The organism is Intrasporangium oryzae NRRL B-24470 (assembly GCF_000576595.1).
In the GTDB taxonomy this organism is placed as follows: Bacteria; Actinomycetota; Actinomycetes; order Actinomycetales; family Dermatophilaceae; genus Intrasporangium_C; species Intrasporangium_C oryzae.
This window is the reverse complement of record NZ_AWSA01000040.1, coordinates 1-17,102: the sequence shown is the minus strand read 5'-3', so window position 1 is coordinate 17,102 and position 17,102 is coordinate 1. Positions and strand designations below refer to the sequence as shown.

Here is a 17,102-nt window from a genome sequence, read left to right as displayed (position 1 = left end):
GCCTGGTCGAGCGGGTCCCGCACCGACCCGGCACCCCGGTACCTCACCCCCGAGCCGCGACCGGGCCCGAGCCGTGACCGAGCGCACAGGTGGTGGGACTCACACGCGGGGGCGCAGACCGCGAACCCGGCCCGACGGCATACTCGATCGCAGTTGACCCGGCCTGCCCACAGGCCGACCCCCGCCCTGACGGGCCCACGACGCAAGGTGGCGATCGAGCATGTCCCGACTGCAGCAGACCGACGGACTCACCGAGGAGCAGGGCGAGCTCGTCAAGCTCGTGCGTGAGTTCGTCGACGAGCAGATCCTTCCCGTGGCCACCGAGCTCGAGCACCGCGACGAGTACCCTCAGGCGATCGTCGACGGCATGAAGGAGATGGGGATCTTCGGCCTCATGATCCCCGAGGAGTACGGCGGCCTCGGTGAGTCCCTGCTCACGTACGCGCTCTGCGTCGAGGAGATCGCCCGCGGCTGGATGAGCGTCAGCGGCATCATCAACACCCACTTCATCGTCGCCTACCTCATTCTCCAGCACGGGACGGAGGAGCAGAAGCAGCGCTACCTGCCGCGGATGGCCACCGGCGAGATCCGCGGTGCCTTCTCGATGAGCGAGCCGGGGTGCGGCTCCGACGTGGCGGCCATCAAGACGAAGGCCGTCCGCACGTCCGAGGGCGACGACGGCGAGTGGAGCATCACCGGCCAGAAGATGTGGCTGACCAACGGCGGCTCGGCCAACCTCGTCGCCGTCCTCGTCAAGACCGACACGGGCGCCGACTCCGTCTACCGCAACATGACGACGTTCCTCATCGAGAAGGAGTCCGGCTTCGGCGAGACCGCCCAGGGCGTCACGGTGCCCGGCAAGATCGACAAGATGGGCTACAAGGGCGTCGACACGACCGAGCTCATTCTCGACGGGCACCGCACGACGAGCGCCCAGATCCTCGGCGGCGAGCCGGGCAAGGGCTTCTACCAGATGATGGACGGCGTCGAGGTCGGCCGTGTCAACGTCGCGGCGCGCGGCTGCGGTGTCGCCCGGCGCGCCTTCGAGCTCGGCATCTCCTACGCCCAGCAGCGCGAGACGTTCGGGAAGAAGATCGTCGAGCACCAGGCCGTGCTCTTCCGCCTCGCCGACATGGCCGTCAAGGTCGAGGCCGCCCACGAGATGATGGTCAAGGCGGCCCGCAAGAAGGACTCCGGCGAGCGCAACGACCTCGAGGCGGGCATGGCGAAGTACCTCGCGTCCGAGTACTGCTCGCAGGTCGTCGAGGACAGCTTCCGCATCCACGGCGGCTACGGGTACTCCAAGGAGTACGAGATCGAGCGGCTCTACCGCGAGGCCCCGATGCTCCTCATCGGCGAGGGCACGGCCGACATCCAGCGGATGATCATCGGCCGCCGTCTCGTCGAGGACTACAAGCTGAAGGGCTAGGTCGCCCGAGCCGCTGTGCGGGGCCGGCGGGCGTCGCTGCCTGACGACCCGCTGTGGCTTCCCTGACAGGCAAAGGCCCGAGTGCGAGGATGTCGGCATGAGCATGCAGCCGAAGGGTCCCGGCGCGCGTCCCGGTTTCGCGACCCTGTCCCTCGAGTACCCGCTCTCCCTCGGCGTCTTCGAGAAGTACGAAGAGGCGCAGAAGGCCGTCGACACCCTGTCCGACACCGGGTTCCCGGTCGAGAACTGCCTCATCGTCGGCACCGACCTCAAGCAGCTCGAGCGCGTCACGGCCCGCCTCACCTGGGGTCGCGTCGCCCTCGGCGGCATCCTCTCGGGACTCTGGCTCGGTCTGTTCGTGGGCCTGATCTTCGCCCTGTTCAACCCGCCCGCCAACGCGATGAGCCTCCTGCTCTCGACGGCGCTCGTCGGTGCCCTCTTCGGCCTCGTCTGGTCGCTCGTCGGGTACGCCTTCACGCGGGGCGCCCGCGACTTCTCCTCGGTGAGCCAGGTCGTCGCGACCCGCTACGAGGTCTTCGTCGAGCACAAGTTCGCCCAGCAGGGCCGCCAGATCCTCGCCGACGCGGGGATCGACGTCGCCACCGGCCTGCCCGGCCACACCTCGGGGATGCACCCGGGCCCGGTGACCCAGCCGCCGGTGCCGCCGGCCCCCACTGCGTCGACCCCGTCGACGCCCTCGGGATCGTCGGCTCCGGCTGCGCCTGCGCCACCGGCAACCGTGCCGACGTCCCCGGCTCGTCCCGAGGACGCGGCCGCTCCTCCCGGGGGCGACCGCGACCCGAGCTGACGCCTCGCCAGGGCTCACCTCGCGCCGACGCCGGTATGCCGCCGAGCCGGGTGAGCGGCATCCTTCACCTCGTCGACGGGGCCGGTGCAACGACACGGGCTGCTCCGGTGTCGTCACGGTGTGGGGGTCGTCGAGAAGGAGTCGACATGGTTCGTCGCGGTCATGAGGCCCGGTCGCCCGTCGCGGCTGACGTCAGCTGGGGCGTCAGCGCTGTCGTCGCGGCTGTGGTGGTCGTCGTGCTGTCGGCCTGCGGGACGACGACAGCGCCCGGAGGGCCGAGAACGGGCGCAACCACCCCTCCAGCGCCCACCACCGGCCCGCTCCGACCCTTCACCGACCAGCCGCGCGCCGCCGACGGCGGCCTCGACTGCCCGGCCACCCTCGCGAGTGCAGAGGGGATGACCGTGCCGGAGCGCCCGCAGGGGCTCGACGGCAACGCCCGCCTCCTGCCCGTCCGCGACCCCGAGTCGCTCGTCGTCTGCCGCTACCCCGTCATGAAGCTCATGGCCTCGACACCGCTCGCGCCACCGTTCGCGCTCGGGACGCGCACCCTCGTGCCGTCCGGCGACCGTCGGGAGGTCGTCGACCTGCTCGCCTGGGCGCCCCGCGGCGACGGGTCGCCACGCCCCTGCACCCAGATGGCCGGCGACGAGACGGCCTACCTCGTCGGGGCTCGCTACCAGGATGCCGTCGTGTGGGTCGCTGCCAAGGCCGACCCCAACAGCTGTTCGAGCTCGACGAACGGCGACTTCCTGTCCCGCGCTCCCATGGGCGTCGCGCTGGAGCGATGGTTCGGTCCGCATCCGACGAGCGAGCCGTCCGCGCCGGGGTGCGCCGCCTGGTCGTGGGGGCGCCTCGGGGACGACCGGTCGATCGCACCCGAGGGCGACCCCCTCGTCACGGTCTGCCGGACCGCGAAGGACGGCTCCCAGCGTCCGACGACCCTGACCGCCGAGCAGAGTCGTGAGGTCGTCGCCGCCCTGCGGTCGCTACCGGCGCGACCCACCGCGGGTGCGTGCCAGGGCGACGGGGGCTCGACGGAGCACGACTTCCGGCTCCGGCTCACGTATGCCGTCGGGCCGGCCGTCTCGGTCGCCGTGAGCCCACGCTGCACCCCGGCGGTCCTGGCCGGCGGCCTCGAGGTGGTCAAGGCCGACGACCTCGTCGCCCTTGTCGAGCAGTCGAGCCCGCCGATCCCCGGTCCCGACCTGGACGGTTCGGTTTCGAGCACGAACGCGTCAGCCCCGTCAGTCTCCGGCTGACCCGGCCCCGGCTGACCCGGCCCCCGACACGTGAACGCGGTGTTCGTTCCCGAACTCAGCGGCATACCGCTGAGTTCGCGAACGAACACCGCGTTCACCCGGCTGGGTGCGTGGGGCCCCGGGGCGTCAGCCGGGCTGGGAGGTCAGGAGGTCAGGAGGTCAGGAGGTCAGCGGCGGGCCCAGATGTCGGCGATCCACTTCTCGACGTCGGCGCTGCTGCGCGGCATCGCGGCGGAGAGGTTCTCGTTGCCGTCCGCCGTGATGAGGATGTCGTCCTCGATGCGAACGCCGTTGCCGCGGAACTCCGCCGGGACGAGCTCGTCGTCGGCCTTGAAGTAGAGACCCGGCTCGACGGTCAGGACCATGCCCGGCTCGAGGACCGCGTCGGAGTACTGCTCGCGCGTCGCGAGGGCGCAGTCGTGGACGTCGATGCCGAGGTGGTGGCTCGTGCCGTGGACCATCCAGCGGCGGTGGTACTGGCCGTGCTCGGCGTCGAGAGTGCCGTCGACGTCAATGCCGTCGGGCAGCAGGCCCCACTCGTGGAGGTGCTCTGCGATGACGCGGATCGCCGCGGCGTGGATGTCGGAGAACCTGTTGCCGGGCTTGGCCGCGGCGATCCCGGCCTCCTGGGCGGCGTAGACGGCGTCGTAGATCCGGCGCTGGGCGTCCGTGAACGTGCCGCTCACCGGCAGGGTGCGCGTGATGTCGGCGGTGAAGAGTGAGTCGACCTCGACACCCGCGTCGAGCAGGAGCAGGTCGCCGTCGCGGATGTCGCCGGTGTTCTTGATCCAGTGCAGCGTGTTGGCGTGGTCGCCGCTCGCACAGATCGAGTCGTAGCCCACACCGTTGCCGTGGTGGCGGGCGTGGAGGCCGAAGACGCCCTCGACCCAGCGCTCGCCACGACCGCGGCGGACCGCCTCGGGCAGGTCCGCGATGACGGCCTCGAAGCCCCGGTGGGTGCCCTCGACGGCCGAGCGCATCTGCTCGACCTCCCACTCGTCCTTGACCATCCGCAGGTGGGAGAGGAACGCCGCGAGCTCGTCGTCGGCAGCGTGCGCGGCCGCGGCCCGCTCGTCGGCCTGCTCGTCACCCTGCTGGCCCGCGGCCGCGCGGGCGGCGTCCACCCGGGCCGTCACGTCGACGTCGGCATCGCGGACCACACGCACCGAGACGGTCCCGAGGTCCTTCGCGATCGCATCGGCGAACTCGTCGACGTGGCGCGCCGAGATGCCGAGCTCGGACTCGACGTCCTCGATCGTGGGACGCGCCCCGACCCAGAACTCGCCGTAGCGCGAGTCGCCGAAGAACTCGTCGGTGTCGCGTCCGGCCAGGGGCCGGAAGTAGAGGACGGGCTCGTGGCCCTCGGCGACCGGCTCGACCGGCTCGAGAACGAGGACGGCGTCGGGCTCGCGGTCGCTGCCGAGGCCGGTCAGGTGGGCGAAGGCGCTGTGCGGACGGAAGACGTAGTCGGTGTCGTTGCTGCGGACCTTGAGGCCACCGGCCGGAACGACGAGGCGCTCGCCGGGGAAGGCCGCGCTGACGGCGGCACGTCGGGCCGCGGCGAAGTCGGCGACGGCGGCGCGGGGCGTGGGCGCGGTGCCTCGGGGGGCCCACCCGCTCGCGACGAACGCCCGGAACTCGTCGGTGGTCGGACGGGCGCGGTTCTCCGACTTCTTCTGCTCTTCGCTACTCATCACCCGCCTATGGTGTCATGGCGGGGCGGCCCGGTCCCATCGGCTTTCCCGCCGGCCACGGGCCGCAAGGAGGAGCGCCGGCGAGGGTCGGCGGCGGCCACGCCAGTGGGAGGTGGCCCGCGCTGGGAGGGGCCTAGCGGCATACAGTGCCTCTGTGGCCCGCTCCGACCGACCGACCCGGCCGACCAGCTCCCGGATGGCGCGGCCGTCGCTTCGCGCGAGCACGCGGCGCGTCATGCGTCCCGACGGGCCGCCGACCGACGAGATCCCCCTCTGGACCGCGCCCGACGGGGTCGAGCGCAAGACCGCCCAGGCCGTCATCGACCTCGCGATGCGGGCCGGCGTCGCGATGCTCTCCACCGGCGCCGCGGCGGCCGACGTCACGGCGACGGTCCTCGTCCTGACGAAGGCGTACGGCCTCGCCTCGGTCCACGTCGACGTGACCTACACGTCGGTCACCGTCTCGTACCACCGCGGACCCGATGCCGACCCGGTGACCGTCATGCGGATCGTCCGCTTCCGCGTCCAGGACTACACGCGCCTCGAGCGGCTCCGCGCCCTCATCATCGACCTGTCGCGGGACCCGGTCGACGTGGCAGAGGCACGGGTGCGTTTCGACGCGGTCGTCACGGCTCCGCACCCGTACCGCCGCTGGCTCGTCACCGTCGCCGGCGGCGCGCTCGCGGCCGCCGCGGCCGGGCTCGTCGGGGCCGGACCCTTCATCATCCTGCTCAGCTTCGTCACGGCCGCCGTCGTCGAGCGCATCCTCGCCTGGCTCACCGGGGCGGGCATCGCCTCGTTCTTCGCCCAGTGCGTCGGCTCGGCCATCCCGACGATCGTCGCCACGCTCGTCGTCGTCGCGCAGTCGGCCGGTGTCACCTTCTTCGGCGACGTCTCGCCGTCGCTCGTCGTCGCCTCCGGCATCGTCCTGCTCCTGTCCGGGCTCTCGATCGTGGGTGCCGGTGAGGACGCCCTCGAGGGGTACTACGTCACGGCCGGAGCGCGGGCCTTCGAGGTCGTCGTCCTCTCGCTCGGCATCGCCGTCGGCATCTCGGTCGTGCTCGCGGTCGGGCAGCGGCTCGGCTACCCGATCGCGATCAGCCCCTACACCCTCCTCAGCGACAACGTCCTCATCCAGGTCGTCTGCGCCGTCGTCATCTCGGTCGCGTTCGCCGTGATCTCCTACGCGACGGGGCGTGCCGTCGCGATCGCCGGGGTCGCGGGCGGCCTCGGGTGGGTCGTCCTCGCCGTCGCGGAGCGGGGCGAGCTCGGTTCCATCGCCGCATCTGCCACGGCGGCGCTCTTCATCGGCTTCGCGTCGCGCCTCGTGGCGCGTCGGCTCGCCTTCTCGTCGCTCGCCGTGACGACCGCGGCGATCGTCCCGCTCCTGCCGGGACGGATGGCCTACCAGGGGATCTCCGAGATCGTCACGCAGCCGTCGGGGGCCGGGTTCTCCACCGGCATCGCCACGCTCACCCAGGCCTTCGGCCTCGGCCTCGGGCTCGCTGCCGGCGTCTCGCTCGGCAACTACCTCGCCGGCCTGCTCGTCGGCAAGCGCCAGGGGGTCCGACCCCGCCTCGCGACCGGCGCCACGCTGCCGACCGACCCGGCGCCCACCGGCGCGAGCACGGCGCCGGTCCTCTCCGACACCGGCGGGGCACGGGCCGGCACGGGGGAGGGCTCGCGCGACGCGTGAGGCACGTCGCAGCGTGAGGTAGCCCACGGCATACGCCCTGTCCGTCTGCCGTTCGCTCCGGCAGGCTGGGCCCGTTCGGTGTCGCGGGGCTCGGTCTCGAGGAGGAGTGGGCATGCAGTTCGGTCGCAGCTACGAGGAGTTCGAGGTCGGTGCGGTGTACAAGCACTGGCCCGGCAAGACGGTGACGGAGTACGACGACCACCTCTTCTGCCTCCTGACGATGAACCACCACCCCCTGCACCTCGACGTCAACTACGCGACGGAGACGACGCAGTTCGGGCAGAACGTCGTTGTCGGCAACTACGTCTACTCGCTCCTGCTCGGCATGTCGGTGCCCGACGTCTCGGGCAAGGCGATCGCCAACCTCGAGATCGAGTCGCTGCGCCACGTCGCGCCGACCTTCCACGGCGACACGATCTACGGCGAGACGACGGTCCTCGACAAGTGGGAGTCGACCTCGAAGGACGACCGCGGCGTCGTCCACGTCGAGACGATCGGCTACAAGCAGGACGGCACCGTCGTGTGCATCTTCCGCCGCAAGGTCATGGTCCCCAAGCAGAGCTACCTCGACGCCCGGGGCGGCGAGCAGCCCGGGCGCCCGGTGCCGCGCCCCGACCGGAACTGGCCTGGCGCCTGACGGTCGCCTCGTCCACACCTGGCTCGGTGCGGCGCGTCTCATCCACAGGAGCCGCGCGCGCCCTCCCCTCCTGGCCGTATGCCGCTGAGTCTCCTCCCATGGACCCACGACTTCAGGCCCTGGCGGGCGAGCAGCAGGGCGTCCTCGCGGCGCGCGAGGCCCATGCGCGAGGACTGACCGACGCCGATCTGCGCGCCGCACTCCGCGCCGGCGACCTCGTCAGGGTGCGACGGGGGGCCTACGTCGTGGGTTCGCGGTGGGCCGATGCCGACCCCTGGCGTCGCTTCCGCCTGAGCGCCCTTGCCGTGGCGCGGAGTCGACCGGGCGACGCCCTCAGCCACCACGCGGCGCTGGCTGTCCACGGGCTCCCCCTGTGGGGTCATGACCCCGGCCGGATCGACCTCGTCAGCGGCGTGAGACAGGGGGTGCGCCGGTCGGGACTCTGGGTGCATCCGTCGCGCAACGAGGACCGCTGTGTCGTCGACGGCGTCGAGGTGGTGTCCGTGTCCCGGGCCGTCGTCCGGACCGCGCTGACGATGGGTCGCGACTGCGCTGTCGTCGCCGGAGACGCGGCCCTGCACCGCGGTCTCGTGACACGCGCCCAGCTCATCGACGAGGTCGCGATGGTGACGCCCCACGAAGGGAGGGGGCGGGCGCTCGAGGCCGTGCTGCACATGGACGAGTCGAGCGAGTCGGTGGGGGAGTCGCGGACCAGGCTCGTCCTCGACGACCTCGGGCTCGCCTACGAGACCCAGGTCGTCATCCGCGACCGGTACGGGTTCTTCGTCGCCCGGGTCGACTTCCTCGTCCAGGGCGTGGTCGTCGAGTTCGACGGGCGCGTCAAGTACGAGCGCGTGCCCGACGACGCGGAGCGGGCCGGCCAGACTCCGCTCGATCCGGGTCAGGTCCTGTGGGCGGAGAAGCAGCGTGAGGACCGGATCCGGCGACTTGGGCAGGCCGTCGAGCGGGTCATCTGGGGCGAGCTGGAGCGGCCCGGACTGATCGGGGCACGGATCCGGCAGGCCGCCGCCCAGGCACCGACCCCGGCCGCGACACACCGAGCAGCGGCCAACGTCGACGGGTACACCCGTCGAGCCTGACCGCTGCTCGGTGTGTCGCGGGGGCCTGCCGGGGCACGCCCTAGAGTTGGCGCGTGCCTTCCCCCACGCCGGTCATCGACCTGCATGCCCACTCGTCCGTCAGCGACGGCACCGAGTCACCGTCCGAGCTCGTCGGGGCCGCCCGGGCGGCCGGGATCGACGTGCTCGCCATCACCGACCACGACACCGTCGGCGGTTGGGACGAGGCCACCGACGCGGCACGGCGGCTCGGCCTCACGCTGGTTCGCGGCATCGAGGTCTCGTGCACGTTCGAGAACCAGTCCGTCCACCTCCTCGCCTACCTCACCGACCCCGAGGACCCGGCGCTGATGAGAGAGCTGGCCAAGGCGCGTGACTCCCGGGCCACGCGCCTCGCCCGCATGGTCGAGCTCATGGCCGCGGACGGCATACCGATCACGTACGACGAGGTGCTCGCCCAGGTCGCGCCAGGGGCGACGCCGGGACGCCCGCACATCGCCGACGCGCTCATCGCCAACGGCACGATCACCCACCGCGACCAAGCCTTCGAGAGCTGGCTCACCGACGAGTCGCCGTACTACGTCCACCACTACTCGCCGGACCCCGCCCGGGCGGTCGAGCTCGTCCGGGGCGCGGGCGGGGTGCCCGTCCTCGCCCACCCCTTCACCCGCACGCGCGGCGAAGGGGTCTCCGACGAGCTCGTCGTGGAGCTGGCGGCCGCCGGGCTGGCCGGGCTCGAGGCCTACCACCGCGACCACGGGCCCGAGGAGGTCGCCCGGGCGCAGGCCCTCGCCGAGCGCCTCGACCTGCTCCTCACGGGGTCGAGCGACTACCACGGGACGGGCAAGCGCAACCGGCTCGCCGAGAACACGACGACACCCGAGGTGCTCGAGGCCATCGAGGCGGCGTCGAGCGGGGTCACGGCCGTGGTGCGCCCGTGAGCGCCTTCGACACGACGGCCTTCGTCTCGACGTTCATCACGCTCATCGTCATCCTCGACCCGCCCGGTGCCGTCCCGATCTTCCTCGCCCTGACGGGGTCGCTGACCCGGGCACAGCGCAACGTCGCAGCGGGGCGGGCCTCGCTCGTGGCGCTCTTCGTCATCTCGCTCTTCGCCGTCTTCGGCCAGAGCATCCTCGACTACCTCCACATCTCCATCGCGGCGCTCCAGGGGGCGGGCGGCCTGCTGCTCCTCCTCATCGCCCTCGAGCTGCTGACGGGCAAGGAGTCCGACTCGCTCGCCGACGCCGGGGTCAACGTCGCGCTCGTGCCGCTCGGCACCCCGCTCCTCGCCGGCCCGGGTGCCATCGTCGCGACGATGCTCGCGGTCCAGCGGGCCGACGAGGCGGGGCAGTACGTCGCGGTCGCGGCGGCGCTGCTCGCCGCGATGCTCCTCGTGTTCCTCACCCTGCGCTTCGCGAGCCGCGTCCGGGCGGTGCTGCGCGAGAGCGGGACGATGCTCCTCACCCGGATCGCCGGACTGCTCCTGTCGGCGATCGCCGTGCAGATGATCGCCAACTCCGTCGAGGCCTTCGTCACCGGGACCGCCTAGGGTGGGCCCCGTGACAGGGGCGACGTCGGAGACGGGTTCGCAGGTGGTCCACGGGGCGTCGGCCCGGATGGGTGCGGAGCAGGCGACCTTCGCCGACATGCCGACACCGCTCTACGTCGCGTCGCCGTCGCGCCTGCTCGCCTGGCTCGACTGCCCACGGCGCTACCGCATGCAGTACCTCGACCGGCCGCGACCGCAGGCTCGACCCCAGCGCGCCCACACGTCCGTCGGCATCGTGACCCACAACGTGCTGCGCGACTTCTGGGACCTGCCCGCCTCGGAGCGCACTCCGGCGGGTGTGGCCGAGCTCGTCCGGACGTCGTGGATCGACGTCGGCTTCCGCGACCCCGAGCAGTCCGCCGCCTGGCGGATGCGCGTGCGCGAGGCGGTCACCGACTACCTCCGCCGGACCGATCGCGACCGCCAACCGGTCGGGCTCGAGCGCAGCGTCTCGCTCAAGACCTCGACCATGGCGGTCTCGGGGCGCATCGACCGCCTCGACGACCGTGACGGCGAGCTCGTCGTCGTCGACTACAAGACCGGTCGGGCCGTCCCGACCGACGACGACGCCCGCACCTCCCTGCCCCTCGCGCTGTATGCCGCTGCCACCGCTCGCGTCTTCCGCCGCCCCTGCGTGCGGGTCGAGCTCCACCACGTGCCGACCGGCACCGTGACCGCGCACGAGCACACGCCGGAGTCGCTCGAGCGGAAGGTGGCGGAGGCCGAGTCGATCGCGTCGGACCTGCGCCGGGCCGATGCCGACTTCAGCGAGGTCGGCGTCGAGTCGACCCGGTTCGCGCCGCGCCCGTCCTCGCTGTGCACGTGGTGCGACTTCCGCGCGCACTGCCCCGAGGGCCAGGCGATGGGTCCCGAGAAGTCCGACTGGGAGGGCCTCGAACCCACCGCGTACGAGACCCGGGATGCCTCCTGATCCCTCACCACACCGAACGAGTCGTTCGGTCTCGAGCACCGTGGTGCACCGGCGCGTTCGGTGACCAGCAGCGTGTTCGGGCACGAATGGCGAGCTCGGACCGACACCGACTGAGAGGACCCAGACCATGACCGACCTGAGACCGGCGTTCGAGGCCGCGACCGACCACGTCATTGCCATCGTCGGGCGTGACGACGTCGCGGCCGCCTGGGACCGCCCGAGCGCCCTCGCGGAGTGGTCCGTCGGGGGACTCGTCGCGCACCTCGCGGGTCAGCCCGAGACGGCGTTGACCCTCCTGCGGGCCGAGCCGTGGCCCGAGGCGATCCCGCTCGAGGAGCACTACGCGAGGTCCGCGTGGGTCACCGCCGGGCTCGACGACGAGGTCAACGTGTCGATCCGTGCCGTTGGCGACGAACGGGCCGGGCTCGGACGCGACGAGATCCTGGGGCGGGTCGTCGCCGCGCGTGACGCCCTGCCCGAGGCGCTCGGGGCGCAGCCGGAGGACCGCGCGGTGCTCATCCCGTGGGCCGGCTGGGCGCTCCGCCGAGACGACTTCCTCACCGGCCGGATGATGGAGATCGTCGTCCACGGCGAGGACGTCGCCGCCAGCGTCGGCTTCGAGGCGCCCCGACTGCCCCGGGAGGTGCTCGACCCGGTGCTCGGCCTGCTCACCCGGCTCGCGGTGGTCCGGCACGGCCAGGGGGCTGTCGTGTCGGCCCTGACCCGGGCAGAGCGGGCGCCTCGCTCGATCACGGCGTTCTGATCGGCTCGACCTGACAGACTGGCGGCATGGCGCGCCGGAAGAGCACGAGCGACCCGACGATCATCGCCCTCGCCAACCAGAAGGGGGGCGTGGCCAAGACCACGACCGTCGCGAGTCTCGGCGCCGCCTTCGCCGAGCAGGGCCGACGGGTCCTGCTCGTCGACCTCGACCCGCAGGCCTGCCTCACCTTCTCGCTCGGCGTCGACCCCGACACGGTCGAGAAGTCGATCCATGACGTCCTGACGGGCGGGACCGACCTCGGCGACGTCGTCATCGGCTGCGACGAGGACCTCGACCTCGTGCCCTCGACCATCGACCTGGCGGGGGCCGAGGCCTTGCTCCTCGTCCGTCCGGGCCGCGAGTACGTGCTGCGCTCGGCCCTCGAAGCCGGCGCGGCGGCATACGACGTCGTCCTGCTCGACTGCTCACCCAGCCTCGGCGTGCTGACGCTCAACGCGCTCACCGCGGCCGACGGCCTCATCATCCCGATGCCCTGCGAGATGCTCAGCCACCGCGGAGTCGGCCAGCTGCTCGACACCGTCGCCGACGTCCAGAGGATCCTCAACCCGGACCTCGAGGTCTGGGGCATCCTCCCCACGCTCTACGACGGGCGGAGCAACCACTCCCGCGAGGTGCTCGCCGACGTGGGGGAGCGCTACGACCTGCCCGTCCTCATGCCCCCGATCCCCAAGACGGTCCGCTTCGCGGAGGCGCCCGCTGTCGGGCGCTCCGTCCTGTCGACGGCGAGCTCGTCCAAGGGCGCACGGGCCTACCGCGAGATCGCCACGCTCCTGCTCGACCGCCTCTGAGGTGTGACGCGCACGCGTCCGCACCCCATCCGCACCCATCCGCACCCCATCCGCACGGTGGGCGTCGCGCCGCCGCGTCCGGGAATGAACGGGCGCCGAGCGGTGTAGGACCTGAGAGCGTCGCCGACCCGTTCCCCTACGAAGGAGACCCCATGATCGCCACGCCAGCCCTCGTCGCCCCGAGCGCCGGAGCACCCTTCGAGGCCCAGACCATCGAGCACCGAGACCTGCGCGACGACGACGTCCTCATCGACATCGCGTATGCCGGGATCTGCCACAGCGACATCCACCAGGTCCGCGAGGAGTGGGGCCAGGCCCTCTTCCCCATGGTGCCGGGGCACGAGATCGCGGGCGTCGTGTCGGCCGTCGGCGACGGGGTGACGAAGTACAAGGTCGGGGACCGCGTCGGCGTCGGCTGCATGGTCGACTCGTGCGGTGAGTGTGAGTTCTGCAAGGACGGCGAGGAGCAGTTCTGTACCAAGGGCGCCGTCATGACGTACAACGGCCGCGGCTACGACGGCGACCCGACGAAGGGCGGCTACGCCCGGCAGGTCGTCGTGTCGGAGCGCTTCGCGGTCGCCATCCCCGACGGGATCGAGCTCGACGTCGCCGCGCCGCTCCTCTGCGCGGGCATCACCGTCTGGTCGCCGCTCAAGCGGTGGGGCGCCGGACCGGGCAAGAAGGTGGCGGTCGTCGGCCTCGGCGGTCTCGGCCACATGGCCGTCAAGCTCGCGGTGGCCCTGGGCGCCGAGGTCAGCGTCCTCAGCCGCAGCGAAGCCAAGAGGGAGGACGCCCTCGCCCTCGGCGCGACGAGCTACCACGCGACCGCGGACCCCGCCGTCCTGCGTGGCCTGCGGAGCAGCTTCGACCTCATCATCAACACCGTGAGCGCCGACCTGCCGATGCAGGCCTACATCGCCACGCTCAGGCCGCTCGGGGTGATGGCCAACGTCGGCCTCCCGACGGGACGCTACGAGTTCTCGCCGGGGGCCGTCGTCGGCGGCAGCCGCGTCGTCGCCGGCTCCACCATCGGCGGCATCCCCGCGACCCAGGAGATGCTCGACTTCTGCGCCGAGCACGGCATCGGTGCGACGGTCGAGACGATCTCGGCCGACGAGGTCGACGCGGCGTACGACCGGGTCGTCGCCGGGGATGTGCGCTACCGGTTCGTCATCGACACCTCGACGATCGCCGCCGGCTGAGGCCGACCCCGCTCGGATCCGCACCGGCCGACGTCGTGACGTCGGCCGGTGCGCGGGCGCTTCGACGCGCGCCCTGCCTTCACCGCGTCGTATGCCGCCGGGCTCAGTCCCGGGGCGCGCCGACCTCGAGCGCGGGGAGCCCGTCGATCGAGCTGGCGTTGCGCGTGCGCTGGTAGGTGGCGATGCCGTCGGGGCCACGGTTGTCGGCCCACGAGGTGAGCAGGTCGCGGTCACCCTCGTAGGTCATGAGCGGCACGGCATACCCGCACGAGTCAGAGACCCGCGCCACGTCGACGACGACGATGCCCCGGATGCCGGGGTGGTTGTCGAACCGGCCCACGTGCGAGGCGAACTCGGTGTCGGCCGGGGTGAGGTAGCGGCCGGTGCCGTGGAGCCGGACGATGTTGGGCGGCCCCTCGAAGGCGCAGAACAGCAGGGTGACCCGGCCGTTCTCCCGCAGGTGGGCGACGGTCTCCGCGCCGCTCCCCGTGAGGTCGAGGTAGGCCACGGTGTGCTCGTCGAGGACCGCGAACGTGCCGCCCAGGCCCTTGGGAGAGAGGTTGACGTGGCCGTCGGCGGCGAGGGGGGCCGTCGCGACGAAGAAGACGTGCTGCTTCTCGATGAACGTGCGCAGCCGTCCGTCGATGGCCTCGTGAACCTTCATTGCTGACCCCTCACTCGACGGTGACCGACTTGGCCAGGTTACGGGGCTTGTCGATGTCGAGCCCGAGGGCGCCCGCAGCGTGATACGCGAGGAGCTGCATCGGGATCATGAGCAGGATCGGGTCGAGCTCGATCTCGTTGCGGGGCACGTCGATCCGCCGGTCGTCGAGGCCGCCCAGGTCGACGCCCGGGTGCGTGACCGCGACGACGCGGCCGCCCCGCGCGACGACCTGCTCGGCCGCGGCGCGGTTGCGGTCGGTGAGCTCGTCGTCCGGGATGACGGCGACGGTCGGGCGGGACTCCTCGATGAGGGCGAGCGGGCCGTGCTTGAGCTCGCTCGTCTGGTAGGCCTCGGCGTGCCGGTAGGAGATCTCCTTGAACTTCTGGGCTCCCTCGCGAGCCACGGGGAAGCCCCGGACGCGCCCGATGAAGAAGAGGCTCTCGGCGGCGGACAGCTCCGTGGCCAGCGTGGCGATCCGCTCCTCGTCGGCGAGGACCGTTGCGATGTCGGCCGGGAGCCGTTCGAGGCCGGCGAGGATCCGCTGCCCGTCGGCCACCGAGAGGTCCCGGACGCGGCCGAGGAGGAGCGCGAGGAGGGCGAAGCCGACGCCCATGTGGGTCAGGGCCTTCGTCGACGCGACGGCGATCTCGGGGCCGGCATGGAGGTAGATGCCGCCGTCGCACTCCCGGGCGATCGTCGAGCCGACGACGTTGACGAGGCCGACGACCTGGCCGCCCTTGCGCTTGATCTCCCGCACGGCGAAGGCGGTGTCGGCGGTCTCTCCCGACTGGCTCACGGCGACGTAGAGCGTGTCCGGCTCGATGATGGGGTTGCGGTAGCGGAACTCCGACGCGGCCTCCGCGTGAGCGGGGATGCGGGCCAGCTCCTCGATCATGAGCGCACCGAGCTCGCCGACGTAGTAGGCCGAACCGCAGCCGAGGATCGTGACGCGCTTGAAGGCGCGCAGCTCGCGCGGCGAGAGGTTGAGCCCGTCGAGGCGGGCCGTCCCGAAGCGGGTGTCGAGCCGCCCGCGGAGCATCCGGGCCACGGTCTCGGGCTGCTCGGCGATCTCCTTGGCCATGTAGTGCCCGTGGCCGCCGATCTCGACGTCGTCCTCGGACACCTCGATCTCGGTCGGGACCCGGCCCGTGTCGTCGCTCTCGCGGGTGAAGGTCCGGTAGTCGCGAGCGGTCACCGAGGCGAGCTCGCCGTCCTCGAGGTGGATCACCGACGAGGTGTGCCGGACCAGGGCCGACACGTCCGACGCGACGAACATCTCCCGCTCGCCGACGCCGATGATGAGCGGTGAGCCGTTGCGGGCGACGACGACGCGGTCGGGCACCTCCACGTCGAGGACGGCGACGGCATACGTGCCCACGACGTGCTCGAGCGCGTCGAGGACCCGCTTCTCGAGGGTGTCGGCGGCCGAGCGGGCGACGAGGTGCGCGAGGACCTCGGTGTCGGTGTCGGAGGTGAAGGTCACCCCCTCGCGCGTCAGGCGCTCGCGGAGGGCGTTCGCGTTGTCGATGATCCCGTTGTGCACGACGCTAACGCGCCCGTCCTCGCTCGAGTGAGGGTGGGCGTTGGCCTCCGTCGCGGGTCCGTGGGTGGCCCAGCGCGTGTGGCCGATGCCGACCGTGCCCGACAGGCGCTTCGGCAGGGCGGCCTCGAGCTCGCGGACGCGCCCGACGCGGCGCACGACCGTCTGGCCGGACGGGCCGAGCACGCTGATGCCAGCCGAGTCGTAGCCGCGGTACTCGAGGCGCGTGAGCCCCTCGATGAGGATGGGGGCGGCGGGCTGGCGCCCGACGTATCCGACGATTCCGCACATGGTGGTCCTCTCGTACCGCCCGGGCGAAGGGCGATGTCAGCCGTAGATGATGCGGCGCAGCTGCCGCTCGGTCAGGTTCGGGGCGGCGACGAGCCGGGTGCCGAGCTCGCCGCGGATGGTCCGGAAGATCTCGTCGTTGCGGGCGCCGTGCAGCTGGAGGCTGGCATGGCGGCGCCGCACGAAGTCCTCGAGCGGCTCGTCGTAGTGAGCGAGCACGTCCCCGATGACCCTGGCGGCCTCCCGCTCCGTGAGGCCGGTCGAGCCTGCGACGCGAGCGACGAGTTCCGGATCAAGCACTCGCCCAGAGTGGACGATGAGTCGCCCGAATGCCAAGGATCTGCCCGAATTCGGGCAGATCACAGCCAGATGAGGGTATGCCGTTGGGCCAGGACCCGCTGTCCGTGCCGCATCGTCCCGCGGCCGAGGCTCCCCGGCGCTGCGGAGGCGTGCCGGTTTCCTGGCCGGCTCACCGGCATTCGGGTGGTGACACACGAGTGGCCACGTCCGGACGGACGTGGCCACTCGTTGGTTGGAGCTCAGCTCACTCGGCGCTCGCGGCGGCGGTCGCGGACTCGCCACGCTCCGATCCGCCCCTGCGGCGCCGACGACGCGGACGCCCGGCGCTATCGGAGGACTCGCCCTCGGGTGACCCGTTCAGGTCCGAGGTGGTCGTCGAGTCGGTCGCGGCGGCACCGGCGGCGGCCGCGCCCCCACCGCGCGTGCGGCGGCGGTTGCGGGCGCGACG

At 72.1% G+C, this 17,102-nt stretch carries 16 protein-coding genes and 1 pseudogene; 12 read left to right on the top strand and 5 right to left on the bottom strand.

Translation table 11 applies throughout. The features are described 5' to 3' along the window. The first annotated feature begins 220 nt into the window (after nt 1-220). The 3 genes from N865_RS16165 (at nt 221) to N865_RS16155 (ending at nt 3,499) form a co-directional block, all read left to right on the top strand. On the top strand, nt 221-1,429 hold the full coding sequence (locus N865_RS16165; protein WP_034808147.1) for an acyl-CoA dehydrogenase family protein: 1,209 nt from the start codon (nt 221-223) through the stop codon (nt 1,427-1,429). A 97-nt stretch (nt 1,430-1,526) separates the two neighbouring features. After that, entirely contained in the window at nt 1,527-2,237 is a 711-nt protein-coding gene (locus tag N865_RS16160) for a general stress protein (RefSeq protein WP_245603803.1), read from the top strand. Nucleotides 2,238-2,383: 146 nt separating this feature from the next. Continuing rightward, entirely contained in the window at nt 2,384-3,499 is a 1,116-nt protein-coding gene (locus N865_RS16155; RefSeq protein ID WP_034808145.1) for a hypothetical protein, read from the top strand. 167 nt (nt 3,500-3,666) lie between these two features. Here the strand turns inward: N865_RS16155 and N865_RS16150 are convergent, their stop codons facing one another. Next, on the bottom strand, nt 3,667-5,193 hold the full coding sequence (locus N865_RS16150; protein ID WP_034808142.1) for an aminopeptidase P family protein: 1,527 nt from the start codon (nt 5,191-5,193) through the stop codon (nt 3,667-3,669). 154 nt (nt 5,194-5,347) lie between these two features. On the opposite strand from N865_RS16150, the gene N865_RS16145 reads away from it, so the two are divergent. The 9 genes from N865_RS16145 (at nt 5,348) to N865_RS16105 (ending at nt 13,862) form a co-directional block, all read left to right on the top strand. Continuing rightward, nucleotides 5,348-6,889, top strand: coding sequence for a threonine/serine exporter family protein (locus N865_RS16145; RefSeq protein ID WP_245603802.1), 1,542 nt, complete (start codon nt 5,348-5,350; stop codon nt 6,887-6,889). A 112-nt stretch (nt 6,890-7,001) separates the two neighbouring features. Then, nucleotides 7,002-7,526 carry a MaoC family dehydratase gene (locus N865_RS16140; RefSeq protein WP_034808139.1) on the top strand — a complete coding sequence of 175 codons (525 nt, stop codon included), beginning with the start codon at nt 7,002-7,004 and terminating at the stop codon, nt 7,524-7,526. A gap of 98 nt (nt 7,527-7,624) precedes the next feature. After that, nucleotides 7,625-8,626: a type IV toxin-antitoxin system AbiEi family antitoxin domain-containing protein gene (locus N865_RS16135; RefSeq protein ID WP_051510753.1), complete on the top strand. Its 1,002-nt coding sequence runs from the start codon at nt 7,625-7,627 to the stop codon at nt 8,624-8,626. Between the two features lie 53 nt (nt 8,627-8,679). Continuing rightward, complete coding sequence (locus tag N865_RS16130) at nt 8,680-9,546, top strand: PHP domain-containing protein (protein WP_084328300.1); 867 nt, start codon at nt 8,680-8,682, stop codon at nt 9,544-9,546. After that, entirely contained in the window at nt 9,543-10,157 is a 615-nt protein-coding gene (locus N865_RS16125) for a MarC family protein (protein ID WP_034808136.1), read from the top strand. The genes N865_RS16130 and N865_RS16125 overlap by 4 nt, the downstream gene beginning before the upstream one ends. 10 nt (nt 10,158-10,167) lie before the next feature. Continuing rightward, on the top strand, nt 10,168-11,088 hold the full coding sequence (locus N865_RS16120; RefSeq protein ID WP_245603801.1) for a RecB family exonuclease: 921 nt from the start codon (nt 10,168-10,170) through the stop codon (nt 11,086-11,088). 127 nt (nt 11,089-11,215) lie between these two features. Then, on the top strand, nt 11,216-11,851 hold the full coding sequence (locus N865_RS16115) for a maleylpyruvate isomerase N-terminal domain-containing protein (RefSeq protein ID WP_034808134.1): 636 nt from the start codon (nt 11,216-11,218) through the stop codon (nt 11,849-11,851). A 26-nt stretch (nt 11,852-11,877) separates the two neighbouring features. After that, a complete protein-coding gene (locus N865_RS16110) occupies nt 11,878-12,660 on the top strand; it encodes a ParA family protein (RefSeq protein ID WP_034808131.1) in 783 nt (260 codons plus the stop codon). A gap of 152 nt (nt 12,661-12,812) precedes the next feature. Beyond that, on the top strand, nt 12,813-13,862 hold the full coding sequence (locus N865_RS16105) for an NAD(P)-dependent alcohol dehydrogenase (RefSeq protein WP_034808128.1): 1,050 nt from the start codon (nt 12,813-12,815) through the stop codon (nt 13,860-13,862). Nucleotides 13,863-13,965: 103 nt separating this feature from the next. Here the strand turns inward: N865_RS16105 and N865_RS16100 are convergent, their stop codons facing one another. From N865_RS16100 to N865_RS23340, 4 genes and pseudogenes are all read right to left on the bottom strand, one after another. Then, nucleotides 13,966-14,526, bottom strand: coding sequence for a pyridoxamine 5'-phosphate oxidase family protein (locus N865_RS16100; protein WP_034808125.1), 561 nt, complete (start codon nt 14,524-14,526; stop codon nt 13,966-13,968). 10 nt (nt 14,527-14,536) lie between these two features. After that, nucleotides 14,537-16,357 (bottom strand): glutamine--fructose-6-phosphate transaminase (isomerizing), encoded by a 1,821-nt coding sequence (gene glmS, locus N865_RS16095; RefSeq protein WP_034808122.1) that lies wholly within the window; start codon nt 16,355-16,357, stop codon nt 14,537-14,539. Between the two features lie 36 nt (nt 16,358-16,393). Continuing rightward, on the bottom strand, nt 16,394-16,654 hold the full coding sequence (locus N865_RS16090) for a hypothetical protein (protein ID WP_034808121.1): 261 nt from the start codon (nt 16,652-16,654) through the stop codon (nt 16,394-16,396). 244 nt (nt 16,655-16,898) lie between these two features. Beyond that, nucleotides 16,899-17,102 (bottom strand): annotated as a pseudogene (locus N865_RS23340) (DEAD/DEAH box helicase); the annotation flags it as partial.

Coding starts and splice junctions, on each gene's coding strand:
- N865_RS16165 (WP_034808147.1), top strand. CDS start 221: ATGTCCCGACTGCAGCAGACCGACGGACTCACCGAGGAGCAGGGCGAG.
- N865_RS16160 (WP_245603803.1), top strand. CDS start 1,527: ATGAGCATGCAGCCGAAGGGTCCCGGCGCGCGTCCCGGTTTCGCGACC.
- N865_RS16155 (WP_034808145.1), top strand. CDS start 2,384: ATGGTTCGTCGCGGTCATGAGGCCCGGTCGCCCGTCGCGGCTGACGTC.
- N865_RS16150 (WP_034808142.1), bottom strand. CDS start 5,193: ATGAGTAGCGAAGAGCAGAAGAAGTCGGAGAACCGCGCCCGTCCGACC.
- N865_RS16140 (WP_034808139.1), top strand. CDS start 7,002: ATGCAGTTCGGTCGCAGCTACGAGGAGTTCGAGGTCGGTGCGGTGTAC.
- N865_RS16135 (WP_051510753.1), top strand. CDS start 7,625: ATGGACCCACGACTTCAGGCCCTGGCGGGCGAGCAGCAGGGCGTCCTC.
- N865_RS16115 (WP_034808134.1), top strand. CDS start 11,216: ATGACCGACCTGAGACCGGCGTTCGAGGCCGCGACCGACCACGTCATT.
- N865_RS16110 (WP_034808131.1), top strand. CDS start 11,878: ATGGCGCGCCGGAAGAGCACGAGCGACCCGACGATCATCGCCCTCGCC.
- N865_RS16105 (WP_034808128.1), top strand. CDS start 12,813: ATGATCGCCACGCCAGCCCTCGTCGCCCCGAGCGCCGGAGCACCCTTC.
- N865_RS16100 (WP_034808125.1), bottom strand. CDS start 14,526: ATGAAGGTTCACGAGGCCATCGACGGACGGCTGCGCACGTTCATCGAG.
- glmS (WP_034808122.1), bottom strand. CDS start 16,357: ATGTGCGGAATCGTCGGATACGTCGGGCGCCAGCCCGCCGCCCCCATC.